Source organism: Bdellovibrio sp. HM001 (assembly GCF_055397275.1).
This window is the reverse complement of sequence record NZ_AP029174.1, coordinates 1,627,228-1,652,414: the sequence shown is the minus strand read 5'-3', so window position 1 is coordinate 1,652,414 and position 25,187 is coordinate 1,627,228. Positions and strand designations below refer to the sequence as shown.

23 protein-coding genes are annotated in these 25,187 nt (G+C 50.2%); 13 read left to right on the top strand and 10 right to left on the bottom strand.

The window, feature by feature from the left end; all coding sequences use genetic code 11:
• Positions 1–96 precede the first annotated feature (96 nt).
• Complete coding sequence (locus tag ACZ5ZZ_RS07910) at positions 97–1,458, top strand: peptide MFS transporter (protein ID WP_464142164.1); 1,362 nt, start codon at positions 97–99, stop codon at positions 1,456–1,458.
• Between the two features lie 75 nt (positions 1,459–1,533).
• Complete coding sequence (locus tag ACZ5ZZ_RS07905; protein ID WP_464134943.1) at positions 1,534–1,737, top strand: CPXCG motif-containing cysteine-rich protein; 204 nt, start codon at positions 1,534–1,536, stop codon at positions 1,735–1,737.
• A 57-nt stretch (positions 1,738–1,794) separates the two neighbouring features.
• Here the strand turns inward: ACZ5ZZ_RS07905 and ACZ5ZZ_RS07900 are convergent, their stop codons facing one another.
• Both ACZ5ZZ_RS07900 and ACZ5ZZ_RS07895 read right to left on the bottom strand, forming a co-directional pair.
• Positions 1,795–3,948, bottom strand: a complete 2,154-nt coding sequence (locus ACZ5ZZ_RS07900; RefSeq protein WP_464142162.1) for a 3-hydroxyacyl-CoA dehydrogenase NAD-binding domain-containing protein — start codon at positions 3,946–3,948, stop codon at positions 1,795–1,797.
• 239 nt (positions 3,949–4,187) lie between these two features.
• Positions 4,188–5,531, bottom strand: a complete 1,344-nt coding sequence (locus ACZ5ZZ_RS07895) for a thiolase family protein (protein WP_464121034.1) — start codon at positions 5,529–5,531, stop codon at positions 4,188–4,190.
• A gap of 390 nt (positions 5,532–5,921) precedes the next feature.
• Between ACZ5ZZ_RS07895 and ACZ5ZZ_RS07890 the strand changes: the two genes are divergently transcribed.
• From ACZ5ZZ_RS07890 to ACZ5ZZ_RS07870, 5 genes are all read left to right on the top strand, one after another.
• Positions 5,922–8,252, top strand: coding sequence for an NADP-dependent malic enzyme (locus ACZ5ZZ_RS07890; RefSeq protein ID WP_464142160.1), 2,331 nt, complete (start codon positions 5,922–5,924; stop codon positions 8,250–8,252).
• Positions 8,239–9,366, top strand: coding sequence for a chromate efflux transporter (chrA, locus tag ACZ5ZZ_RS07885; RefSeq protein WP_464142158.1), 1,128 nt, complete (start codon positions 8,239–8,241; stop codon positions 9,364–9,366). The genes ACZ5ZZ_RS07890 and chrA overlap by 14 nt, the downstream gene beginning before the upstream one ends.
• A 47-nt stretch (positions 9,367–9,413) precedes the next feature.
• On the top strand, positions 9,414–10,679 hold the full coding sequence (gene hflX, locus ACZ5ZZ_RS07880) for a GTPase HflX (protein WP_464121031.1): 1,266 nt from the start codon (positions 9,414–9,416) through the stop codon (positions 10,677–10,679).
• 106 nt (positions 10,680–10,785) lie between these two features.
• Positions 10,786–11,916: a hypothetical protein gene (locus ACZ5ZZ_RS07875; RefSeq protein ID WP_464142157.1), complete on the top strand. Its 1,131-nt coding sequence runs from the start codon at positions 10,786–10,788 to the stop codon at positions 11,914–11,916.
• Positions 11,904–12,326, top strand: a complete 423-nt coding sequence (locus ACZ5ZZ_RS07870) for a hypothetical protein (protein WP_464142155.1) — start codon at positions 11,904–11,906, stop codon at positions 12,324–12,326. Before ACZ5ZZ_RS07875 ends, ACZ5ZZ_RS07870 begins: the two co-directional genes overlap by 13 nt.
• Positions 12,327–12,348: 22 nt before the next feature.
• On the opposite strand, the gene ACZ5ZZ_RS07865 is transcribed toward ACZ5ZZ_RS07870, so the two are convergent.
• The 3 genes from ACZ5ZZ_RS07865 to ACZ5ZZ_RS07855 all read right to left on the bottom strand — a co-directional run bounded on the left by ACZ5ZZ_RS07865 (position 12,349) and on the right by ACZ5ZZ_RS07855 (position 15,382).
• Entirely contained in the window at positions 12,349–14,433 is a 2,085-nt protein-coding gene (locus tag ACZ5ZZ_RS07865) for a response regulator (protein WP_464142153.1), read from the bottom strand.
• A gap of 3 nt (positions 14,434–14,436) precedes the next feature.
• Entirely contained in the window at positions 14,437–14,868 is a 432-nt protein-coding gene (locus tag ACZ5ZZ_RS07860) for an acyl-CoA thioesterase (RefSeq protein ID WP_464121404.1), read from the bottom strand.
• Positions 14,869–14,989: 121 nt separating this feature from the next.
• Complete coding sequence (locus ACZ5ZZ_RS07855) at positions 14,990–15,382, bottom strand: helix-turn-helix domain-containing protein (protein ID WP_464121027.1); 393 nt, start codon at positions 15,380–15,382, stop codon at positions 14,990–14,992.
• 210 nt (positions 15,383–15,592) lie between these two features.
• Between ACZ5ZZ_RS07855 and ACZ5ZZ_RS07850 the strand changes: the two genes are divergently transcribed.
• The 3 genes from ACZ5ZZ_RS07850 to ACZ5ZZ_RS07840 are packed head-to-tail and all read left to right on the top strand — an operon-like array spanning position 15,593 to position 17,928.
• Positions 15,593–16,018 (top strand): response regulator, encoded by a 426-nt coding sequence (locus ACZ5ZZ_RS07850; RefSeq protein ID WP_464121026.1) that lies wholly within the window; start codon positions 15,593–15,595, stop codon positions 16,016–16,018.
• A 21-nt stretch (positions 16,019–16,039) separates the two neighbouring features.
• Positions 16,040–16,543, top strand: coding sequence for a chemotaxis protein CheX (locus tag ACZ5ZZ_RS07845; protein WP_464121025.1), 504 nt, complete (start codon positions 16,040–16,042; stop codon positions 16,541–16,543).
• Positions 16,540–17,928, top strand: a complete 1,389-nt coding sequence (locus ACZ5ZZ_RS07840) for an HD-GYP domain-containing protein (RefSeq protein ID WP_464134933.1) — start codon at positions 16,540–16,542, stop codon at positions 17,926–17,928. Before ACZ5ZZ_RS07845 ends, ACZ5ZZ_RS07840 begins: the two co-directional genes overlap by 4 nt.
• A gap of 18 nt (positions 17,929–17,946) precedes the next feature.
• On the opposite strand, the gene ACZ5ZZ_RS07835 is transcribed toward ACZ5ZZ_RS07840, so the two are convergent.
• Both ACZ5ZZ_RS07835 and ACZ5ZZ_RS07830 read right to left on the bottom strand, forming a co-directional pair.
• Complete coding sequence (locus ACZ5ZZ_RS07835; protein WP_464134931.1) at positions 17,947–18,549, bottom strand: RDD family protein; 603 nt, start codon at positions 18,547–18,549, stop codon at positions 17,947–17,949.
• Positions 18,546–19,745 carry a CCA tRNA nucleotidyltransferase gene (locus ACZ5ZZ_RS07830; RefSeq protein ID WP_464142151.1) on the bottom strand — a complete coding sequence of 400 codons (1,200 nt, stop codon included), beginning with the start codon at positions 19,743–19,745 and terminating at the stop codon, positions 18,546–18,548. Before ACZ5ZZ_RS07830 ends, ACZ5ZZ_RS07835 begins: the two co-directional genes overlap by 4 nt.
• 62 nt (positions 19,746–19,807) lie before the next feature.
• Between ACZ5ZZ_RS07830 and queG the strand changes: the two genes are divergently transcribed.
• Positions 19,808–20,842, top strand: a complete 1,035-nt coding sequence (gene queG, locus ACZ5ZZ_RS07825) for a tRNA epoxyqueuosine(34) reductase QueG (protein ID WP_464142149.1) — start codon at positions 19,808–19,810, stop codon at positions 20,840–20,842.
• Here the strand turns inward: queG and ACZ5ZZ_RS07820 are convergent.
• Positions 20,839–21,354: a hypothetical protein gene (locus ACZ5ZZ_RS07820; RefSeq protein ID WP_464142147.1), complete on the bottom strand. Its 516-nt coding sequence runs from the start codon at positions 21,352–21,354 to the stop codon at positions 20,839–20,841. The two genes, queG and ACZ5ZZ_RS07820, sit on opposite strands and share 4 nt — an antisense overlap.
• Before the next feature lie 35 nt (positions 21,355–21,389).
• Here ACZ5ZZ_RS07820 and ACZ5ZZ_RS07815 point away from each other — a divergent pair, with 35 nt between their 5' ends.
• Positions 21,390–22,316, top strand: coding sequence for an HD-GYP domain-containing protein (locus tag ACZ5ZZ_RS07815; protein WP_464121019.1), 927 nt, complete (start codon positions 21,390–21,392; stop codon positions 22,314–22,316).
• A gap of 53 nt (positions 22,317–22,369) precedes the next feature.
• The gene (locus tag ACZ5ZZ_RS07810; RefSeq protein WP_464142145.1) at positions 22,370–23,701 is read left to right on the top strand and encodes a chloride channel protein; all 1,332 of its coding nucleotides are present in this window, start codon (positions 22,370–22,372) and stop codon (positions 23,699–23,701) included.
• 37 nt (positions 23,702–23,738) lie between these two features.
• Here the strand turns inward: ACZ5ZZ_RS07810 and ACZ5ZZ_RS07805 are convergent, their stop codons facing one another.
• Positions 23,739–24,272, bottom strand: coding sequence for a hypothetical protein (locus ACZ5ZZ_RS07805; RefSeq protein WP_464142143.1), 534 nt, complete (start codon positions 24,270–24,272; stop codon positions 23,739–23,741).
• A 19-nt stretch (positions 24,273–24,291) separates the two neighbouring features.
• On the bottom strand, positions 24,292–25,140 hold the full coding sequence (locus tag ACZ5ZZ_RS07800) for a hypothetical protein (RefSeq protein ID WP_464142142.1): 849 nt from the start codon (positions 25,138–25,140) through the stop codon (positions 24,292–24,294).
• Between the last annotated feature and the right edge of the window lie 47 nt (positions 25,141–25,187).

Genomic DNA, 25,187 nt, shown 5'->3' with positions numbered 1-25,187 from the left:
TTTGAGTGCTTTTATGCCAAACTCTTGCCAAGATCAAAAGGCATCTGAAAAAAAGAAAATTTGCAATGTTCATAACTTAGACAACGAGGACCCATCATGAACGCCACTGCTGAAAAGAACTTCTTCGGTCATCCGCGAGGACTTTTTACACTGTTTTTCACAGAAATGTGGGAAAGATTCTCATACTACGGGATGCGCGTTCTTCTAGTGCTTTATATGACTCAATACCTTTTCATTCAGGCTCAGGAAGGCAAAACTATTTGGGGGTATGAAACAATCAAAGCCATCCATGAGTACTTCTTCGGCACACTATCCCATCAGGCTCTGTCCTCGCAGATCTATGGCCTTTACACAGGCTTTGTTTATTTTACACCCTTCTTTGGGGGAATTATCGCCGACCGCTTCATCGGCCAGCGCCGCTCTGTCTATATCGGCGGCTTTCTGATGGCCATTGGCCACTTCCTGATGGCGGTGGAAAGCCTGTTTTTCCCAGCCCTGCTGTTCCTGATTGTGGGTAACGGCTTCTTCAAACCCAACATCTCCACGCAAGTTGGTGGCTTATATGCCCAAGGTGATACCCGCCGCGATGGCGCCTACACGATCTTCTATATGGGGATCAATCTGGGAGCGATTCTTTCCCCTTTGATCTGCGGCACTTTGGGGCAAAAAGTGGGATGGCACTGGGGCTTTGGCGCTGCCGGGGTGGGAATGCTGCTGTCTCTGGCCATTTATCACCTGGGTGGAAAGCACCTGCCTGAGACAGAACACAAAGTCTCCATCAAAGAAGTAGAGGCCGCATCTCACGAACCCCTGACCAAAGAGGAATGGACTCGCACCTGGGCCCTGACCTTCCTGTGCATGGTGACGATCTTCTTCTGGGGAGTTTACGAGCAACAGGGTAACACATTGCAATTGTGGTCCGACCAAAATACGGACTGGGTGTTCTTCGGCTGGGAAATCCCGTCGACCTGGTATCAGTCCTTCAATCCGATCGTGATCGTCCTTTTTGCTCCACTGCTGGATCGTGTCTGGGCATGGCAAGCCCGCCACAAAAACGCCCCTTCCACAGTCACCAAGATGGCCCTGGGATGCGCCATTGGTGCTCTGGCCTTGGGAGTGATGTACATCGCGGCTCAAGTGGTGGGAACAGGACAAGGATCTGTGTTATGGCTGTTCGGTTCCACCTTCCTGCTGACGATGGCAGAACTGTATATTTCTCCAATTGGGCTTTCCTTGGTGACCAAGGTCTCCCCGGCTAAAATCGTGTCCATGATGATGGGAGTCTGGTTCCTGTCGTCGTTCTTCGGAAACTATGTCGCAGGCTACATCGGGATGTACTACGAACAGATGGGGAAAGATCACTTTTTCCTGCTTCTGGCGGGCTTGAGCCTGATTCCTGCGATCTTGTTCTTCCTCTGTCACAAATTCCTGACCCAAGCTTTGGGGAAAGAAGTCTAGATTTGTATTTACACAAAGTCGCTTGAAGTCCTCACCCGTCGTCGGAAAATGAAAGGGAGGACTTCAGGAGGTTTTATGGAATATAAAGTCATCTGCCCCTATTGCAGAGAGAAGTTCTGGATGACCATCTATCGCGAGGACGGCGAAGATCAGGAGTTCATTTACGACTGTGAGGTGTGCTGTCACCCCATCGCCCTGCACGCTCACTGGGACCAGTCTCAGTTTCGATTCAAACTCAATGTCGGTCGCGGCAGTGGGTATGACGAGATGCCCATATAAAAAAACCGGACTCCATTGTTGGAGCCCGGCCTTCGCAGATCTCTTCTTTTAAAAAATCTATTTATAGAACTTGCTGTTGGCTTTGGCCATGTTTGTCAGCGGTGTCGCCGGCTTCAAACGAGCCGCCTTGCGACTGGAAGCATACATTGCCAACTGATCAGCCACATATTGACTTCCGATGCTATCAGCGTATTTCAGCAGTCCCCCACGGAATGGTGGGAAGCCCGTACCCATGATCATCGCCAGGTCCACTTCATGTGGTGTTTCAACGATGCGATCCTCGATCAAAGCCAAAGAGCACTCGTTGACCATGGCAAACACACCACGCTCGATACACTCTTTAGAGTCATAAGGATTGGTCGGCTGAACCAGGCCCAGAGCTGCATAAACAGTCTGATCAACTGCACCACGCTTTCCGTCTTCAGTGTATGTATAGAAACCTTTGCCATTCTTGCGACCCAGGCGACCGGAATTACCCAAAGCCTCCATGCAAGGCGCCAGCTCAATGCGTTCACCAAAGGCTTTTTTGAAGATTTTCAGAACCTTCAAGCACACGTCCAAACCCACTTCGTCCATCAATTCAAACGGACCCATCGGCATACCGAATTCTTTCACATAAGCCTTATCCACGAATTCGATGTTCATGCCTTCCTGAAGCAAGAACGCCGCTTCCCCCATGTATGGCAAAAGCAGACGATTCACCAGGAAGCCAGGACCGTCTTTTACAACGACGGGCATTTTGCCCATTTTTTTGGACAACTCATAGATTGTCGCAATGGTTTCATCAGAAGTTTTTTCTCCACGAATGACTTCAATCAAAGGCATCTTATTCACCGGATTGAAGAAGTGCATCCCGGCGAAGTATTCAGGACGCGGATGACCTTTGGCCATCTCTGTCACAGACAAGGAGCTGGTGTTGGTCGCAATGATCGCGTCAGGGCGCATTTGACCGGCACACTCACCGATGACTTTTTGTTTGATACCCATATCTTCAACGATGGCTTCCACCACCACATCCAGATTCTTGAAGCCGGAATAATCCGTCGTCACTGATACCATGTCCATTTTTTGCTGGAACTGATACTTATCGATGGATTTTCTTTTCACCAGCTTCATCCAAAGATCGCTGGCGTGTTTAAGACCTTTCCCCAAAGCATCGGTGTTTAAGTCCTTCATGCGAACCTGAATGCCCTTGTCGGCCGCCACGTAGGCGATACCGCCCCCCATGGTGCCCGCCCCCAAAACACCCAAACCTTTCACTTCTCGAGGTTTCACATCGACACCCGGAACACCGTTTTGCTTTTTCACCATCTCGGTCAAATAGAAAACGTGGATCAGATTCTTAGAAATATCGGTCACGCCCAACTTACAGAAACCTTCACGCTCAATACGCAAAGCCGCTTCACGATCAGACATGCCGTAAGTTTTTTGAATCACTTCCAAGGCCTGAAGTGGCGCTGGGTAGTGGCCTTTGGTTGCCTTCAAAACACCTTCACGGGCTTTTTTAAAGACAATTCCACGCCCCAAGGCACTTTCAAGAATGCTGTTCACAGCTCCCTTGGGCTGGTACTTTTTACGACGCTTTTTCCCGCCATCGGCAATAATCTCTTTCGCCCATTTCAAAGAGAAGGACTCCAGCAAATTGGCGTGAACCATCTTGTCAACCAGGCCGATTTTCAAAGCCTTCTTGGCATTCACAGACTTCCCGGCCAGGATGATATCCAATGCCGCCTGCAAACCAATCACGCGAGGCATGCGCACGCAGCCACCGAAACCAGGCAAGATGCCCAATTGAATTTCCGGCAAGCCAATCTTCGTGGACGAATCCTCAGAAGCAATACGATAGTCACAAGCCAAAATGAACTCACAACCACCACCCATGCAGGCACCATTCACAGCCGCAATCGTCGGCATCGGCAGGTCTTCCACCATGCTGATAACTTCCTGCCCACCTTTTACCGCAGCCTCGAATTCCTCAGCCTTGGTCATGCTTTTGATTTCTTCGATATCCGCACCCGCAATAAAAATCTTAGGCTTATTGGATTTAAAAATAACCGCCTTGTATGAGGACTTCTTCAGTTCCTCAACAACTTCCTTAAGGCGCATCATCACGGGCGTGGAGAACTTATTAACTTTCTCCCCGACCAGATCAAACTCAACAACAGCAACCTCACCCTGAGGAACAATTTTAATACTTTCCTGAATCGACATTCTGAAAACTCCTAAGTTGCAAATCTAAAAACATTCTAAATCTAAAACACCAACCATCAGTCCTTGTGAACAGAGAAGAAATCTCTTCCGCGGCCTCTGGGGCTGGAGCCTGGGGCCGAGCTCAGAGGCAAGTTCCGCAGCAGCTCATCCAAACGGGATGGCGTCCGCGAGGACTGTTCGCAGCCACTGAGTTCGGAGCCGGGCTCCAGCCCCAGAGGCCGCGGGACCGAGAGCTTCTTTTAGCCCTCGTTCTCAAGGATCATGGATCCGCCTTGACCACCACCAATACACAAAGTCGCCAAACCAAACTGCGTATTTCGGCGTTTCATTTCTTTGGCCAAAGTCAGAACAATACGAGTTCCCGTCGCGCCCACGGGGTGACCAAGTGCAATCGCTCCACCGTTGACATTTAGAATCTCATCACGGATTTCCCCGACTTTGGAAGACAATCCCAGTTTTTCCTGAGCAAATTTGTCAGAATCAAATGCCTTTTGGCAGGACAGAACTTGTGCGGCGAAGGCTTCATTCAGCTCCACCAGGCCGATATCCTTCATCGTCAATCCCGCACGTTTCAACGCCACAGGTGAAGAGTACACCGGGCCCAAGCCCATGCGTTCTGGCTCCAGTCCGGCAAATCCATAAGAGCGGATGGTTGCCAGCGGCTTATAACCCAAAGCTTCGGCCTTTTCACGGGACATCAAAAGCACCATCGCCGCCCCGTCAGTGATCGGGCAGGAATTTCCGGCTGTGATGGAGCCTGTCGCCTTATCGAAGAATGGTTTCAATTTCGCCAAAGCCTCAAGCGTCTGACTTTCACGAGGCCCGATATCCTCAGAGATTACTTCTTTATATTCAGGAGCCAGATAAACCGGAGCAATCTCTTCACGCATGCGGCCCTCTTTCATGGCTTTGGACGCCAGCAAGTGAGAACGCAGAGCAAACTTGTCTTGAGTTTCTCTGGAAAGACCCCATTCTTTCGCCAGAATTTCGGCTGTCTGACCCATATTGATACCGACGAAAGGATCTGTCAGACCCATCATCACAGAGATCACCGGGAAGTATTCATCTTTCATGTTTCCAGAAAGCAAAGCCTTGATCTGTTTCATATCGGCTTTAAACAGGGACCACAAAAGAGGCAGGGCCTGCTTCGGGCCTTTTGCCGCAAACAACTTTTCAAAAATTTCCTGGAACTTCTTCGGAGGAAGCGTTGGCATCTGAGACATATTCTCCGTACCCCCGGCAACAATCACATCCATGGTACCAGATTTGATTTTTTCATAGCCGTTGGAAATGGATTCCAACGCGGAAGCACAGTTGCGGTGCACAGTGTAAGCGGACGTCTTCAAAGGGATGCCGGCATTCAACGCCACCACGCGAGAGATATTGACTGCATCGGCAGGATTACCCGTGTTGCCAATGATCACTTCATCCACAAGATTCACATCCAGATTTGTATTGGCGATCACTTGCTTCAGTGCAACTTTACCCAGCTCTGCTGGGTGGACTTTCTTAAGTTTTGTTCCCGCTTTTGCGAAAGGTGTACGCAGACCTTCTACAAGAACAACATCACGTGGTGATTTCATCAACTGACTCCTTAGTTGTATAACCCATTAAAATGATATGTCTTTTCGGCAGTTCCACCAAATAGTAAAAGGGGCCCATCTGGGTCGGAGCCCGAAGCAAAACTCTGCAGACTATTGGTCTAGGCACGGGAAAGGCGCGTCCCTGCGGGCTTTTCGGTCAGAACTAGAAATTCTGCTCTAAAAGCGAGCACTTTTCGCTCTGATAGATTTTTTTTTACGAACAAGGCTCGCTGCGCCAATCAGCCCATTCATTGACCCACCTAGCCCCCCTCGGTAGAGTAAAGGCACTTGTAACTGGACTCCCCCTAACCCATTGAAATGGGTCGCAAAATCCTTCTCTGTGGGAGCCTGGCAACTGTCCCGACAAACGGGCAAGAAAAAGGAGCATCCTTGGAAACGAAAAACGATATCAAAACCGGCACGACGAACTTCGATCAAGAAGCTTTGGCCTATCACCAGAAGGGCAAACCGGGGAAAATTGAGGTGATCTCATCCAAGCCCTGTGCGACGGAAAAAGATCTTTCTTTGGCGTATTCCCCGGGCGTGGCCGCTCCCTGCAAGGCTATCGCAAAAGATCCTTCCAAAGTTTATGATTACACCTCAAAAGGCAATCTGGTGGCGGTAATCTCCAACGGGACTGCTGTTCTGGGTCTTGGCAACATCGGCCCTGCTGCCGGAAAACCGGTGATGGAAGGCAAGGGCATCTTGTTCAAACAATTTGCCGGCATTGATGTTTTCGATATCGAAGTGGCAGCGACAGATGTGGATGTCTTCTGTAATGCCGTTCGTGTTTTGGAACCCACTTTCGGTGGTATCAATCTGGAAGATATCAAAGCTCCCGAGTGCTTTGAAATTGAAGAGCGCCTGAAAAAAGAAATGAACATCCCTGTCTTCCATGACGATCAGCACGGAACCGCGATTGTTTCCGGGGCAGCGCTGTTAAATGCCTGCGCGATTACAAATCGCAAAATGGAAGACATTCGTATCGTCGTCAATGGGGCCGGTGCTTCTGCGAATTCTTGCGCGCGCATTTTCATCGCCTTGGGCGCACGTCGTGAAAATATCATCATGTGCGACTCTCAAGGGGTGATCTACAAAGGCCGCACGGCGGGCATGAACAAGTACAAGGAGTTCTTCGCAGCGGAAACTGAAGTGCGCACACTTTCCGAGGCCTTGCGCGGTGCTGACGTGTTTGTCGGCCTTTCCGTGGCGGGTGCCCTAACTCCGGAAATGCTGAAGGATATGGCCAAAGATCCTATCATCTTTGCCATGGCCAACCCAGAGCCGGAAATCACTCCAGACAAAGCCCGCGCAGCCCGTCCGGATGCCATTATAGCCACGGGCCGTTCGGACTATCCGAACCAGGTGAACAATGTTCTTGGCTTCCCGTCCATTTTCCGTGGGGCCTTGGATACGCGTTCCACCCAGATCAATGAAGAGATGAAGCTCGCCGCAGTTCATGCTTTGGCAAAACTGGCGCGCGAAGATGTGCCGGACAAAGTTTCTGCCACTTACGGCGGCAAAAGCTTTAAGTTCGGTCGCGACTATCTGATCCCAAAACCGTTCGATACACGTGTGCTTTTGCGTGTGGCTCCGGAAGTGGCGAAAGCGGCGATGAAGTCCGGCGTGGCGACGCGTGCAATTGAAGACTGGGATTCTTACCTTGAAACCTTGGAGGCTTTGCAAGGTCCATCCAAAGTTTTCATCCGCTCTGCGATCAACCGCGTGCACCAGAACGCTGATGCCAACGGCGGCGAACTGCCACGCATCGTCTTCCCGGAAGGTACCAGCACCAAAGTTTTAAAGGCGCTGGCCACTTTGGTTGAAGAACGAATCTGCCAGCCGATTCTTTTGGGCTATCCAGACCGCGTGAAAGAAAAAATCAACGCTTTGGATGTTCCACTGCTGAAAGATGTGACGATCATCCACCCGTCTTCTTATCCGAAGTATTATTCCTACGTAGAGAAGCTTTATTCTTTGAGACAGCGTAAAGGTGTCAACCTGAGTGAAGCCGAACGACTGATGGCGGACCCTAATCACTTTGCTGCCATGATGGTTCGCATGGGCGATGCTGACGGCATGGTTAGTGGCGCTTCCATCAACTATGCAGATGCAGTTCGTCCCATCCTGCAATCCATTGGCACTTACAAAGACGGTGTTCCGGCGGGCTTGAACTTTGTTCTTTTGGAAGACAAGTTCCTGGTTCTGGCAGACACGACCGTGAACTTCAACCCGTCAGCTGAACAGTGTGCGCAGATTGCCTTGCAGGCTGCACGCATTGTGGAATACTTCGGCATCCAGCCGCGGGTTGCGATGTTGAGCTACTCTAACTTTAGCGGCGCTGACGGCACACCTAAGAAAATGAAACGTGCGGCGGAACTTGTGCGTGAAATCCGCCCGGACCTTATGGTTGAAGGTGATATGCAAGCCGACACAGCCGTGAATCCTGAGATCATGGAAAGACTGTTCCCGTTCTCAGGCCTGAAAGGTGGCGCGAACGTGCTGGTGTTCCCGAATCTGGAATCAGCCAACATTACTTACAAACTGATCCAGCAGGTTGGAAAAGTGGAAGTGATCGGACCTTTCCTGACGGGCATTCGCAGATCCGCCAACGTTCTGCAAAGAACGACGACCGTGGATGGCATCGTAAACTCCGTGGTCTTCACCGCATTGGAAGCGCAGTTCATCAAGGAAGTTCTGAAGAACCGTGAAAAGAAATAGTCAGACCGGCTCTGCATCAGAGCTTGCCGGACTTTTTCTGAAGTTGGGGGCCACCTCTTTTGGCGGCCCCGCAGCTCATATTTCTATGATGGAAGAAGAGTTTGTTCACCGCAGGCAGTGGATCTCGCGTGAGGACTTTTTAAAACTGCTGGCGCTGGCCAATCTGATCCCCGGTCCGAACTCTACCGAACTTGCCATTCATATCGGCTATCGCCGTGATGGCTGGAGGGGATTCTGGATTGCCGGTGTCTGTTTTATTCTGCCCGCCTTCTTGATTGTTCTGACCTTGGCGCACTTTTACAGTCTTTATGCAAAACTCCCTGAAACAGAATCCTTCCTACTGGGAGCCAAGGCGGTCATCCTGGCCATCATCCTTCAGGCTCTGGGACGATTTGCCCTGAACCTTTTTGACAAAAGAACCTACCGCGAACTTCTTCACTTTAAAGATTTAAAAACAAGAGCCTCCCTTTTTATGGCGTCCGCCGTGGGCTTGACCGTGGCAATGCACCAGCGCGGCACTTCTGAAATTCCGCTGCTTTTTGTCGGGGGCGCGCTGGCGTGGCTGATTCTTTCTCCGGAAAAACGGCTGTGGAATCTGGCTCCACTTTTTTGGGTGTTCTTTAAAATCGGATCCGTTCTTTTTGGCAGCGGCTATGTCCTGCTCAGCTTTTTGCAAACAGAACTTTTAGAAAAGCGCGGCTGGATCACACAAACCCAACTGCTGGATGCCGTGGCCGTCGGCCAATTCACGCCGGGTCCGGTCTTCACCACAGCCACCTTCATAGGCTACCTGGTGCAAGGCCTTTGGGGCGCCGTTGTTGCCACTTTGGGCATTTTCCTTCCGGCCTTTGGATTCGTGGCTCTTAGCATCGTTCTGCATCGTCGTCTGGAAAGTTCCGACTGGCTTCAACGTTTTTTAAAAGGCGTGGTGGCCGTGTCCGTGGGGCTTCTGATTTCGGTCTTTATTTCCCTGGCTGCGGGGACACTCACCGGATTTTTCAGCTGGACCTTATTCTTGCTAAGTCTGCTTTTGCTGGCTCGGCGCCTTCCCAGTGCGGCTCTGATTCTTGGGGGCGGCCTGCTTTCGTTGTTAGTACAAAATTTAACTTTGTGAGCCTGTGCGACCGTGCTAAAATTAAGACCAAGGGAGGGTTTTCCTGATTGAATAATCAAGCCCATGTAAAAGACCAGGATAGAGCCATCGTCATTGGTGTCGGTCTGAAGACCGAACCCCTTACTGAAATCAAAGAAAATCTGCTGGAACTTGAAGAGCTGGTTTCTGCCGCAGGCGGAGAAATCGTAGGATCTCTTATTCAAGTTCTGCCGCAGTGGAATCCCGCGACCCTGATCGGAACCGGCAAGGTCGAGGAAGTGGCCGAAATGGTTCGCGACAGTGGTGCCACCATTGTGGTGATGGACCATCAGCTTTCCGGGGTTCAACAGCGAAATCTTCAGCAGATCGTCAAAGCCCGCGTGATTGACCGCAATCAGCTGATCTTGGATATCTTTGCTCAGCGTGCGCAGACTTTTGAAGGAAAACTTCAAGTGGAACTTGCACAGCTGCTGGATCAAATGCCCCGCAACGTCGGCGCCTGGTTGGACTCCCTGTCTCGTCAAGGGGGCGGTATCGGAACTCGTGGGCCCGGGGAAACAGCCCTGGAAAACGACCGTCGTCGCATCCGGGAACGCGTGGCACTTATTAAGAAAAAACTTGAAAGTGTGCGCCAAAACCGCGCGCAACACAGGCAATCTCGTCGTCGTCACGAGATCCCGTCCTTTGCGCTGATCGGCTACACCAACTCCGGAAAAAGCTCTTTGCTCAACCGTTTGACCGGTGCCCAAGTGATGACCAAAAATCAGGTCTTCGCCACCCTGGACCCGACAACACGTAAGATCTTTTTGCCCGATGGCCCGCCCGCCGTCGTCACCGACACAGTGGGATTCATCCGCAAACTGCCGACACAGCTGATTGAAGCCTTTAAAGCAACACTTGAAGAGTCCTCTGAGGCCGATGTTTTACTGCATGTCGTGGATTTGTCTTCTCCCAATATGGAACGACAAATTGAAGTGGTTGAAGAGCTGATTAAGGAATTCAACTGGCAGGACAAAAAGATTATTCACGTCTTTAACAAAAGTGATATCGCACCTTTGGAAAGACAATTTAGAGTCAAAGCCTATCCCCGCGTGTTTGTCAGCGCGCTGACCGGACAAGGCATGGAACAGTTGAAAAAACTAATGGCGCAGATCGTGAGCGAGATGCAACAGGATGTTCAGCTTTATTTCCCAAGATCAGAAGAATACAAAATCTTCGATCTGGGACGCGAAGCCCAGATCCTGCGCAAGGAAACTGCCACCGAAGGAACGGTCTGCTACACGCAACTCACACCTTCACTGCTGAATCGCTGGAAAGAGTATCTGGTGAAGTAGCTCACCGACTCTTAAGGATCACTTCCTTTTAAATCCCAGGATGAAGGTCCTGGGATTTTTTTATTTTTAACTTATTTTTTCCACAATTGGTCCGATAAGCCCTGAAGTGAGACACTGGGCCCTTCTTATTATCTTCAGCATTTTTAGCGGAGCAGCGACGGGGCTGGCCAACACGCCCATTTGCGTGAATGACAAGGGTGATACACGCGGACTGACGAACCAGGACATCAACCGCGCCCTGCTCAGCTCTAAAGATGCCCTTTATGCGGCTTTTCAGGCCGAACGAAAAAATCCTGCATGTGAACCGACGGGCTCATCGGGAACAAAAGCGGTCAAAGGCACTCTCACCAGTCTGGCAAGCACCTTGTCCCGCACTTCAGTTCCCCAGATAAAGAAAACCTGCATCGAGGCTTCTCTGCAACGCGAACCCGGCAACAATGGCTATAGCTGCCTGAATGGTCAGCCCAAGAAGTTTTCCAACTCCGGAAGTTCCGCACCGTGCCTGAACCGCACCACAGTGGACTTCCTGCATTTTGCGATTAACAAAGCCACGGCCTGCATCTCGGACGGAAGAATGCCGATTGATCCGCGCATTATTCTGAAAAAGATCAACAATGAAACGGCCTTTAACTTTTACATCGCCTATCCTGGTGGCGTTGGCATCGGGCAACTGGTTTCAGATCCCGTCAAGGACATCGCCGGATACACCAAAAACGGTCAATTCATCAAAGGCAATGCCTCCTATATTTTAGAAGATCTGATGAATAGCTCTCATCCCGCCTGTGCTGCCTTCAAAAGCATTCTTCAGAAAGACCTGCAAACGCCTCCAGCTCACGGTGGCGCCACTAAAAACTACTGCACGTGGGTTTCTCCGGACAAGGGATTGGCGCGCAGCCTGATCTATGGCCTGGGCTATTATGTGCATGTGCGCGACAAAGTGATCAAACCAGCCCTGGAAAAACGCGCCAGCAAACTGGCCAACAACGCCGAGGTGCTGAACTACCTCACACTGCACGCCTACGGACCCGATGGACCTAGCGGCGCCAAGACCCTCATACGCCAGCTTCGCATCAACAACAACACTCCTCCCGGCGAGGCTCGCGCCAAGATCGAAGGGGCCAGCGACTATCTGAAGTCCACTGAAAAGAAAATGGAAGAACTTTTGGATGTTCTGCAACCTGAACAAAAAGAAAAACACAGCAAGAGTGCCATCAAGGGGGACACATGCGTGCAATAGCCCTGGCCTGCGCTCTGCTCTTTGTTCAACCCACTTGGGCCGGACTCAAAGTGCGGGCTGATTTCACCAGAGAATCCCAAATTTTGATCAGCAAGGCCGAAAAAGAGCCCGACAAAAACAAGCGTGCGCTTTTGTTGGGAAAACTAAAGGCGTCGCTTGAAAAGACTCTGGATCAATACGAAAAAGAAAGTCCTCTGGGCGGCGGCGAACACGAAAATGAAGTCTCCCGCTTCCTGTACACCCTGGACCCGGCATTTGATCTTGCGGCTGAAAAAAAGAAGGACGCAATTCGATGCGAACAGTCGGCCCAAGCCGTGCGCTCAAGTAACAGCCTGGGAAAAGAGGACGGCGCAGAGCTGACGACTGACGCCAAAGAAGCTCTTCGCTGGATCGAAGTTCTTTGCAAATAGACTGCCGCACCCCTCGCCCGCTTTACATCCTTTTAAGATGTGACTGAATGGCGCGCAGAAGAGTCTTCGAATCAATGGGCTTCGTCAAATGGTCAGCAAATCCCGCTGCAAAAGTGCGCTCTTTGTCTTCCTTCATCGCATGGGCGGTCAAGGCGATAATAGGCCCCTGAAAACCTGATCTGCGAAGTTCTGACAACGTGCCATACCCATCCAATCCTGGCATCTGAATATCCAGTAGAACAAGATCATAATGCTGTTTTAGTGACTGCTGAAGGGCTTCTTCGCCACTTTCAGCCTCATAGACTTCAAGCCCCGAATGACTCAGGATTCGTTTAATGAATTCCCGATTGTCCGACGAATCGTCGACGGCCAGCACCTTGATGCCCGCAAATGGGCTTTGCTTTATGACAGCCGAAGTCTCGACAATGCCCCTGGGGACGACAGCATTTGCATCTTCACCTTGAAAAGTAAATTCAAAGACACTGCCCTTTTGCGGTTCACAGCGAACGATCCTGACGTCACCCCCAAGGGCATGTGCCAGATTTCTGGATAGTGCAAGCCCCAGGCCTGTGCCACCAAAACGACGGGTCGAGGTGATATCCGCCTGCGTGAACGGCTGGAACAATCGATCCGCCTGTTCTTGCGTCATGCCAATACCAGTATCCTCTATGACAAAGACAACCTTCTTGCGTGTTGCATTCACGGATTCAACACGCCCCAAAATTTTTACAGAACCTTCCGAGGTGAATTTAATCGCATTGCCTATCAGGTTCACCAACACCTGACGGATTCGGACCGCGTCGGAAACAACAACCAAATCCGCAATCTCGGCCAGATCGAAATTCAGGTAAATATTTTTTCTGGAGGCATGATCCAAGAACATGGTCAGGACTTCCTGAACCAACTTCTTAAGCCTTACCGGAGCCATGTCGATTTCAAACTTACCAGCCTCAATCTTGGATAAATCCAGAATATCATCGATGATCCGAGTCAACGACAAACCATTACGATGAATGATCTCGCTATACTTTTCTCTTTCTTCCGGCTCCAGATCCTGAGTTCCGATGATTTCCGAGAACCCAAGGATCACGCCCAAAGGAGTGCGAATTTCGTGGGACATATTCGCCAGAAAGGCTGACTTTGCATGATTCGCATTTTCAGCAGCAACCTTGGCAGACTGCAGAGCACGTTCTGCCATCACCCGATCGGTGACATTATTAATAGCCAGGACAAGGCCCTCAATTTGATCGTTCACATCGTAAATGGGCTGAAAGACAAAATCGACAAAGATCGAAATCTCTTCACCGTCAACACGACGATCATGAATTTCAAAATTCTGTGCTTCAAAGATTTTTCCCGTCTGATAGGTTTCATCAAGTCGTGCCAGAACCTGGAGTTCTTCCATCTTGGGAAATAAATCCTTGATCCTTTGCCCTTGGACATCACGCCCGCCCAGGAACAGCTCGCGGTAAAGATGATTCGTCATCGTAAAACGATGCTCAGGCCCCTCCACAACAGCCATGGCAATCGGAGCTTTTTCCAAAATAGAACGCAACTTCCTGCGTTCTGCCCGAACCTCTTGATTGGAACGAGCTAAAATTTCGTCGGCTGCACGATTTCGCAGCACCGATGTTGTCGTATCCAGAATCGTGCAAAGCATTCCCGAAATTTTTCCTTCAGAATTAAACAGCGGGGAATTGCCGTAGGTATAATAGTTTCCCTGGGGTTTACCGTCGACTTCGATATCAAACTGCACATCGGATTCTAAGACATTCCCTCCGGCCTCGACCTGTCTGACGATGGCATGCACCTGATCCCAAACCTCGGGCCACACGTCATGAAGTGCCGCCCCCAAAGCGTGTGGATGGCGATGTTTTAAAATGGGGATATAGGCGTCATTGTAAAACACACGGCGCTGAGGTCCCCATGTGCAGTACATCCCAACAGGACAACTAAAAAGAATGCGCAAGGAATTGATAAGGCCGGCATCCCACTTTTCAATGGGCCCCAGCTCAGTCTGAGACCAGTTAAAGCCTAACGTCGCCTGCACCATTGGACTGGTGCTGGCAAGCTTCCCGAATGGATTGGCTTGATTCTCTGGCGTCACAGCCTATTTTGCTTTGTTTTGCAGTCGGACTTCGCGACGTTTTTTTGCCTGCTCAAAGCGACGTCTGTCGTCGTCAGTTTCCAGAATCAAAGCTGGAACCGCCGTGGGTTTTCCCATCGAACCTAAAGCCACAAAAGTCAGGTAGGCGGAAGCTGTGTGGAAAGTCTCTCCTGTCTTGGGGTTCTCTGCATCCACCCTGACCCCGACCTCCATGGAAGTGCGGGACGTGTAGTTCACACTGGCCTTCAAATTCACCACCCATCCCTTATAGACAGGCGCCACGAAGTCCAGTCGGTCAATACTGGCTGTGACAGTTTCCTTATTACAGTGTCTTTGCGAGCAGATAGCGGCACAGATGTCGATCCAGGACATGATCGTTCCGCCGAAGACGCTTCCCAGAGAGTTGGTATGGGAAGGAAGAACCAATTGGGTCATGACCACTTGAGATTGGGATACAGGTTTTGCGTCAGCCAAGGTGCAGCCCCTTTCTAAAAAAACAAAGCGCAGGTCTGTGTCTCCACATCCTGCGCCTTAGAGTCAATCTAATCAATAAAGATTAGATGCCGCCCATACCAATATCGGAATTACCGCCACGGTTCAAACCGCCACCTGGTAGAGTCGTAGTACCTGCAACTGTCGCAGATCCAGCTGGGATCGTTTGAGTTGCGTTGTTGTTGAATGCAGTCGCGGCAGCTGCACTTTGGTTGTTGTTTTCAGCGCGAATTTCGCTTTCAACAAAGCCAAGGTGAGGCAAGCACCATACGATCAACTGTGCACGAGACTTCACATTCATTTTTTTGTAGATGTTTGTGAGGTGAAATTTAACTGTTTTCTCAGTTACAAAAAGCTGGTTCGCAACTTCCTTGTTGGACAAGCCTTTAGACACAAGTTCAGCAACTTCTGCCTCTCTATTTGAAAGACCTTTTTGAATCAGGACATCTCTGAGCATCCTTGCTCCCTCCCGCTAATTGTTTTTAGTTTTTAAATCCGTCTAAACCTTCAACGCCACCCAGGACTCATGTCCAAAAGTAGCCTCGACCACCTGTAATAAAGTCTGACAACAAAAACTGAAAATCGCAATAGCTTTGGACTCTAGTTTTAAAAAACTAGACCGATAAGCATGAGGATTTTACATAGTTTACAACCTTCAGGAGATATTATGTTTCCCACAAATACAAAGTTTTTGGTCGTTGATGACTTCGCAACTATGCGAAAAATCATTAAAAAAGTGCTAAATGAGCTGGGCTACACCAATGTTGAGGAGGCTGACGACGGTAAAACCGCCCTGCCGATGATCCAGGCCGCTCATGATGCAGGACAGCCTTACGGCTTCATTATTTCGGACTGGAATATGCCAGGAATGCAGGGCATCGACCTTTTGAAAGCCTGCAAAGCCGACCCCCGCACTAAGTCTGTGCCTTTCATGCTGGTGACAGCAGAGTCTGAACAAAAGCACATTCTTGAGGCTGCCAAAGCCGGTGTGTCGGACTATGTCGTAAAGCCTTTCAACTCAGCGACTTTGAAAGCAAAGATGGAGCGCGTTTGGGCTAAACACAACCCTTCAACTCAGGCCAAAGCTTCCTAAGCCTTTGCCCAGGAGAATTCAATGTCTGCTGCACCAAAAGTAGAGGCTCTCAATCCCCTGTTCGATAAACGTCTGATCAACGCTTTTGTTGATGGCGTTATCAAAACCCTTAAGACCATGGCGCAGACAGACGCTTCGCCAGGCAAACCCTTCATTGAGCCTCAATTTGTGCTCAAAGGGGAAATTGCCGGCATGGTCGGTATGGTGGCACCCCCACTGAAAGGCACTTTGCTGATTTCCTATGGCAAAGACAGCATCTTCCACATTCTGGAAAATATGCTGGGTGAAAAGTACACCGCCATCAATGGCGATGTTTCCGATGCCGTGGGTGAGATGACCAATATGATCTATGGTTCCGCCAAAACAACGCTGAACCAACTAGGTTATAATTTTGAAATGGCCATTCCGACTGTCATCTCCGGTGATTTCAAAATCACCCACGCTGACAAAGGCGCGACCCTGGTGATCCCTTTTAACCTGACTAACGGCTCCACATTCTACGTCGAGATTTCGGTACAACAATGAGTTCCACTTCAGGCAAGACGGTTGATGTTCTCATCGGGAGTCCCCGTGACTCCTTCTGGGAAACCATCACCGCCACCCTGAAGGGCTACTATCCCTATCAGCTGAAGCATTTTCGCGCCATCGAAGAAGCCCTGGATCACGACAGTTCTGACGGCTTTTCTCCTATCCTGGCTCTGATTGACGGACAGGATGGAACCAACCTGACCAGCGAATGGATTCAATCCACCAAAATGAATTTTCCGGACTGCCCGGTGATCGTTTTGCATTCTTCGCTGGCTCCGCTGGATTTCGAGGTTCTGAAGAAAAACGGTGCGGATCAGATCATGCACATCAACTTCGATCGCGAATTCATTTCGGACATGGTTCTACAACTGGCCCCCATCAATATGGAAGGCGATCAAATCCCGATCACGGCCCTGATGCCCGTGGATTTGCGTGACATGGATGCCGACACTCAGATCAACTTTGATGTCTATGTCCATCTACCCGCCAACCATCGCTCGGTCCTGATGCGAAGAGCTGGGGATGTCGTGGATCAAAAGCATCTGGATAAGTTCAAAAACCTGCGCCAGCAGATGTACATCAAGAAAACCCAGATGAACCAGTTCTTTGAGTACGCACGCACAGTGATGAGCATGCGTAATGTACCGTTTCCAATTTCAATGACCGAAAAGTTCCATCGTTCGAAAAAGGTGATCTATCAGATCATGGCACAATTCCTGAGCGGATCTGCCACGGATTATTCAGAAGGCAAAGAAATTCTGGAGAAATGCAAATCCATCGTGGCAGACTTTGAGCTGACCAAGGACCTGAGCGTGCATGAAATTTTCGATGAAATCTCCCGCTTCTCAGGTAACAACCGCACACTCTATCACGATTGCATCTGCCTGTCCGCTTATGCGGCCTACTTTGCCCAGCTTCTGGGGTGGCCAGCGGAAAAACGTGAATCTGCCGCCATTGCAGGACTTCTGCACAACATTGGACTGTCCAAACTTCCTGCCAGCGTCGGCTGCAAGCCGCTGAGCCAATACAGCGACGAAGAAATGGCCGAATATCATCTATATCCCGAGCGCTCAGTCAACATGGTGAAAGCCAAGAAAGTACCTTTGCCTTTGGAAATTGCCGAAGCCATTGGCCAGCACCGTGAAAGCACCAACGGTCAGGGCTTCCCCAAAAAACTTCAGGGGGGCGACATTTCAGAATTGGGTAAACTTTTGGGCTTTGCCTATCGTTTCCATGAGATGACGGCCCTGCAGGAAAATCACAAAGCCAAAACGGCCAACCAAGCCATTGCCGACCTTCGCGATGCTGCCATGAGTGGCAGTGGCGAAGTGGATCTGCTACTGACAACATCTCTGTTCAAAAAGTGGAAACCCGCAGCCTGATCCTGCGTACTGCGAAGACTATTCAAAGCTGACGTCGACGTAGTCCTGCAGATCAAACACCTCACGCAGGTCCGCCTGACCTTCCGACCATTTGATGGATTTCAGAACCATTTCCGCAGACACCATCCCCTCATAGACATAGAGCAGAACCACCAAGGTGCCCAGGATCCAGCGGATCTGAGCTTTTCGGGGACGGGGCTTCCCCTGCACCACCCGCGTTTCCGCCACCCAGTCACACAGATGCGTGCGATCATAGCGGAAAAAAGCCACCGCATACACCGCCGCGGAAAAGAAGAAACTCAATCGCCCCACCAGGGGACGCAACAGACACTGGGACCAATGCAGTTTCTCGGTATAGTTTTGCGAAGGCACAACTTTCAATCCCATCAGCCACTTCCCCGGCGTGGCCTGCATCAGAATCAGAAAGACACATTCATAAACTGCAGGGATCAAATAAAGCACCAGCAACTGGTTCAGGCTGACCAGAACCTCATCATCCGAAAAAAAGAGCCTAAAAAACACACCAACAAACGGCAGATAAAATGGCAAGACCACCAGTTGATCTACACTGTAGGCAAAAAGCCTTCTCCAAGTGCTGGGAACATATGCCTCTGTCATCATACTTCTTTCTTTAAATACGTCTTTAACCACTGCAAGGCCTCATCACGGCTTTGCAGCGATCTTTCCAACTGCAGTTCAAAGGCCCGCTCCAGACAGTCGCCAATCGCCTTGCCGGTCAACAAACCCTTTACATCCTCACCGTTTAAAAACGGCCGAGGCAGCTGCCTTTGCCACAAGTCCCACTGAGCAAAAAGCTCTTGTATCTGAGCCACATGCTGGGACTCCAAGAGTAGAACTCGCAACGCAAACACCACTCCGTCGCGGGTCATCTTTTGCAGTTTTTTACCCATATTCAGGTTTAAAAGGGCGAGGGCATCCTGCCACACACCCCAAGAATCTTCGATACATCGTCTTTCGCGACTGGACAGTCTCAGTAGGTCCAGAGCCTGCTCCATTTCCACTGAATCAGCTTTGCGCACAAAGAGCGCCAGGGATTGCCAGGACTCTTGAACCAAAGAGCATGACCACCAGGAATTATCGCGCACCCGGAACGCAAACAGTTCCCGCATCAATCCGGTTTGCACCATGACTTCCAGCCCCCGTTGCGCGGCCTGGGTTTTCAAAAGTTTATTCATTTCGTCGCGGATCCGCTCGCCACTGACCTTCCGAACCAGGGCCGCCATGCGAGTCATCGCCTGAGTGGTTTTATCTTCGATTACAAAATTTAATTGCGCGGCAAAGCGCGCGGCCCGCAACAAGCGAAGGTGATCTTCTAAAAAACGCCCTTCAGCATCTCCCACGGTTCGCAAAATACCCGCCTTCAGGTCCGCCTGCCCGCCGACATAGTCCAAGACCTGATCCGTTGAAAGGTCATACATCAGGGCATTCACAGTAAAGTCCCGTCTTTGGGCATCGTCCATCGGTGTAGAGAAAACAACGGACTCGGGTCGTCGCCCATCCAGATAGGCACCGTCGTTGCGGAAGGTTGCCACCTCAATGTCGGCCCCCTCCACCAGAACCCGCATCACGCCAAAACTTTTTCCCACATTGACGGTCTTTTTGAACAAAGCTTCAATCTGCTCTGGTGTGGCATCCGTGGCCACATCCAAATCATTGGCCTGAATCCCCAGAAGCGCGTCGCGCACACAGCCCCCGGCCAAAAAGGCCTTGTAGCCATGGGCCTGCAGAGTGTGGTAGATTGACTCCACAGCGGACCAATGAGGGTGCGAATGAATTAGTTCCTGAACTGATTTCACCCTGACAGTGTAGAAAAAGACCGGCCCGAAAGAAAGAGTTTGTTCTTGTGACGCCACAGGAGATGAAAAGTCTGATAGATGGAACTTTAGCCGAATTGGGGTTTTCCCATTTCGGTCTGACGCCATTGAGCAGACCCCTGAGCTTTGAATTTTACAAAGAATGGCTGCAGGAAGGACTGCATGGGGACATGACCTATCTGGCAGAGCACGCCCCCATCAAAGAAAACCCCCAAAGCAAATGGCCCCGGGCGCAAAGCGCCCTGGTGTTTGCCATGAGTTACTTCCCCCACCCCGAGAAAAAAGCGGAATTCCCTTTAAAACAGGCCCGAGTCAGCCTGTACGCGCAGGGTATGGACTATCATTTCTGGTTCAAGGATCGCATGAGACAACTGTGTGCGAAACTGCAGGACCAGTTTCCCGAGGAAGAATTTCTGGCCTTCACCGACAGCAGTCCGGTGCTGGAAAGGGATCTTGCCAAACGCGCCGGACTGGGGTGGGTGGGAAAAAACACCTGCCTGATTCATCCCAAAAAAGGCAGCTTGTTTTTTATTGGCGAAATCTACACATCCCTGAAGTTGCAAACAGAGATCGAGCCATTACCGGACTTCTGTGGCACCTGTACACGCTGCCTGGATATCTGTCCCACCGGAGCCCTGCTTGAGCCGCGCAAGATGGATGCACGCAAATGCATCTCCTATCTGACTATTGAATCACGCCAGGTGCCACCGGAAGATCTGCGTGAAGCCATTGGCGACTGGTTCTTTGGGTGCGATCTGTGTCAGACCGTCTGCCCGTGGAACCAAAAAGTTTTCAAAGGCCAGCTGTCGATAGAAAAATCACTTCCCCTTTCACACAGCGAAGAACATCTTCTGATTGAAGATCTGCGCTATATTTTAAGCGCCTCAGGCAAGAAAATAGGCAAAGACTTTCTGGGAACTCCGCTGGCCCGGGCAGGTTCGTTCGGACTTAAGCGCAATGCCCTGCTGGTGTGTGCCAACCGCGGCCTGAAAGAGCTTCGACCCGAGGTGGAAGCTCTTCTGAAGCATGAAAAATTAGGTGAGCTGGCTCAATGGACCTTGAGCCGAATTTCAAACTAGAGACCGAGTTTTTTCAATAGATCATCGATTTCGGATTGATTCATTTTGGCCGGGGCTACTCCGGTCCCCACGCTGGCGCTGACAGATTCACCAAACTGACTGGAAACCCAGCGCAGACGTTCGATGAAGGCCTGAGGGATGGTTTCACGCAACAATCGACCTTCCTGATGAATACGCCCTAACAGGGTTTCCAAAGTCTCTGTGGCATCCAACAAAAGCGCCACGCAGATATCGAAAAATTGCTCATTTTCCTGAATCTGTGATGCCTTGTATCCCACCGCTTTGCAGATACCGGCGTAGTCCGCAATCATATGCAATGCATGATCTGGAGGCGCCATCAAGGCCAGACTCTTGGCCCCACCCATGATACGATCGACATTGTTGCCATAGTCCGCCAGCCTCTGTACCTGAGAAAAATCACCTTCAATACTTTCGAGAAGCTCGATAAGCTCTTCAATCAAGGACTTTGACTCGGACACAAAATCTTCTACAATTTCTTTATCAATCGCCATTCCATTAACGATAACAATCGAAGGATACCCAGGCAATGGATTATGTTTCTATTCGTGTGAGCACCCTGCGTGGTGATCAAAAAATCGACTTCAATGCCTACGTGAAGATCAACGACAAGATGATCCTGTACCTTCGTCGCGGAGACAGTTTTGAAGGGGAACGCTTAAAGCGCCTGAAAGATAAGAAACTGCGCAAGATGTACATCCTGACCGACGAGGAAAACAACTATCGCAGCTATCTGCAAAGAAATATTGAAACTGCCTATGACGGTACGGGCAACAAGGATATTCAAACCCGTGCGGATATCATTCAGGGGTCCCAACAAAGCAACGCCGAAGAGGTCTTTGAAAATCCGGACAACGTGGCCACCTACAATGACGCCAAAGACGCGGCTGGAAAATACGTCAACTTCCTGCTAACAAATGCTCAGGCCATGTCGGCAGTCATGAACATCGAGAACACGGACAAGACGATCTCTCACCACGGGGTCACCGTGGCAACCCTTTCGATTGCTCTGGCGCAAAAACTGGGTATCACAGATCCTAAGAAGACCCAGCTTTTAACCTTGGGAGCCTTGCTGCATGACTATGGCCACCACGCCTCCCCACTGAACTTAAATCAGCCTCTGACTCAGATGAGTGCTGCGGATACTGCTCTTTGGAAAAAACATCCGGAAGAGGGTGCACAAAAAGTTCAGGACAAAAAACACTTTGATCAGACCGTGATCAACATCATCGGCCAGCATGAGGAGACAATCAATGGTTCCGGCCCCAAGGGTCTGCGTGAAAAAGAGATGGATCCGCTGGCTGTGCTGGTGTCGTCCGCGAACGCCCTGGATCGTCTGATCACCTTTGAGGGGGTTGCCAAGAATGAAGCCGCTAAAAAGTTGATGATCGAGCACGTTGGAAAGCATCCTCTGAATCATTTGCAGCATCTGAATGACATTCTCAAAGGGCTGTGATTTTTTACCAGAAAAAGGTTTTCACCAGGGCTTAACAGGAGTAAGGGTTAAACATGACCTTTACTTCCCTGCGCCAGAACTGGCTAAATATCGTCAGCAAGTTTGAGTATCAGGACACCTTACGCCTGGTTCCATTTTTGATTGCAAGCTTAATCGCCGCCCTGACTTCTGTGCTTTATTCACAGGCCTTTTTCTGGAGCGAAGAGGTGGCCCTCAAGGCCGTTGAACACCTGCACTGGAGTGCTTCACTTGTCTTAACGGTCTCTCTGATTTATCTGAGCTGGTATTTGCCCTATCGATTTTCCAAACAAGCCGGTGGCAGTGGAATTCCACAAATGCTGATTGCCAATGAACTGGACCCGGCCTCTGACAAGACTTTGATTCGTTCTTTGATCGGCCTTCGCACAATTTTTATGAAAATCATCGCTTCCATCGCCTGTGTTCTGGGAGGAGGCGCCGTCGGACAGGAAGGCCCCACACTTCAGATTGCCTCGGGCCTTTTTTATCGCATTGGCGAAAAGTCAACCCGGTGGATCCAACAAGTTTCCATGCGCTCCTTCATCCTGGCAGGGGGCGCTTCGGGGCTTGCCGCCGCATTCAACACCCCCCTGGGCGGTATCGCCTACGCACTGGAAGAACTCAGTAAAGATTACTTCAATAACTTCAAAACTTACGTCATCTGGTCCGTCATAACGACGGGGCTTTTGGTTCAGACCTTCCAGGGAAGTTATCTGTATCTGGGATTCCCAAGTATTGAATCCATCAGTTGGGAAACTTACCTTTGGGTTATTATCACCTCGGCACTGACCGGAATTGCCGGTGCCAGCTTTGGTTCGGTTCTTTTTTCCATTCATAAGAAAAGAAAATCCCTGACTTCGTTTATCAAACTCAGCGTGCTAAATGTGAGTTGTGGCGTTACTTTCTGGCTTTGCATCGTTTTCATCAGTCACCATTCTATCGGTGGTGGTAAGACCTTGATTTTGGACCTGCTGTTCCGTGATTCTTCTGCAGAGGCAAAAGATGTCCTGGTACGATTGGCGGGGCCGCTCTTGATGGCTCTGGCAGGAGCTGCTGGTGGTCTGTTTGCCCCCTCACTATCGATTGGCGCCGTAATGGGCTCTTTCATGGCACAAGTGGCCTGGCCTCACAATCATCATCTCCTGATTCTGACCTGCATGATTTCATTCTTGTCCGGTTTTATGCAAACACCCTTCACTGCGTTTATTCTGATCTTTGAAATGACCGACCGCCACTCAGCCCTGTTCCCGATGATGCTCAGTGCAGCCATCGCAGTCGGTGCCTCTCGCATGTTCCACAAACACTCCTTCTATGAATTGGTCAAAGAAGACTTCCTTCATGATCGCCAAAAAAAAGAGCCTCAATAAGAGGCTCTTTGCTCTGTCCATCCATGCATCGCTTCCACTAAAACACAAATCCTACGGTTAGCATTGGGAACAACTCATCTTGCTTCAGCTTTTCCATTCCCGGAGCAGTTTCATTCTTCTTGTATTCGATTGAACGATAGGTCAATTCCACGCCGACAATCAGCGCACCAGTGACATTCGTCAGATAGCCAAGATCCCCCTGGATCCCAGTGCCCTCTTTGTTGTCGCCCAGTTCAGCACTGGCCAGATAATGTCCCTTCACGTAAAAGCCGCTGGATCCCACATAACCCAGGGAAGCCCCCATTGCATGCCCCTCTGTGGTGTCATTATCTTCCTGCAAATTTCGGATTGTATAAATGGCGCCCAGATAAACACCGTTACCACTTAGATATCCCAACTTGATGTCATAGATGCTCGACTTGGCTTCACTTTTGGTGCCCGGAGTGATCTCGGCTGTCGTGTTGTACATAAATGCATTTGCCGTCAACATCACACCACTGGAGGTCGCCGCCTGAGATATCCCTGAAAACAGACTGACTGCCACCAACAGTACTAAAATCAACTTACTCATTCAGACTCCTTCCTAGAGTTTAAGGAACGTCTTTGAGTATACCGTCAGCCACCAGAGATAAAAACTTTTTTTCCATTTCTTCAGATGATAGTGCGGGCGCGGCCTTCAGGCTTAAAGAGGCCATTTCAAGAAGTTGTTTTTTTGAATACTTCCTATCTTCTTGTAATAAGTCGATGAAAAGAGCATCCACCAGGTCCAGTGGTCTTTCTCCCACAGTGGCCGTCGCAGAATTATAGACGAAGGCGTACATACCTTTGTCTCGCTTCAGGATCGGATTTTTGCGGGACAAAGTCACTATCTGCAGGCTGGGGGTTAAGGCAACAATGCCGGGCTCTGAAAGACTTTCGCCATCAAAGGGCTGAATCTCGATCCACGCCTGCACCCACTCCCAGTGAGCGGTCTCCAGAATCTCTGCCTGCCCTGGAAACTTCTGACGAAGAAAGCCAACGAAGTAACGCCAGTGATCCTGAAGCAGCCAACTGCTCCAGCCCATGTTTTGCAGATACTCATCACGCAAGCGATCCGCCGCCAGCCCCAAGTGCCCCCGAGTTTTTGGAAAAAGCAAAGCAAACAGACGCCATTGCTCGGCCGTGAACTCAAACGCCTGCCCCGATTCCACCTTGAAGGGACGCAGCCATTCCAGCGTTCGCAAAAGTTCGGCATCATAGATGGCTCGCACCTGATCGGGAATCTGCGACTCATGGGTTTGCACCACCAGCTTTTTTGATTCTTTAAGGGTTTCCAGTTGATGACGGCGTAAAGCCCCGACTCCGACAATTTCCACATCGCGCAGGACAACCACCTCTTGCGAAGGCAGCTCCCCATTCCAGGGGAAAAACAAGTGACAGATTTGATTCTCATTGGTCATTTATATTTCAATCCTAGAAGCACACATGGCCAACGAGCAAGAAATGT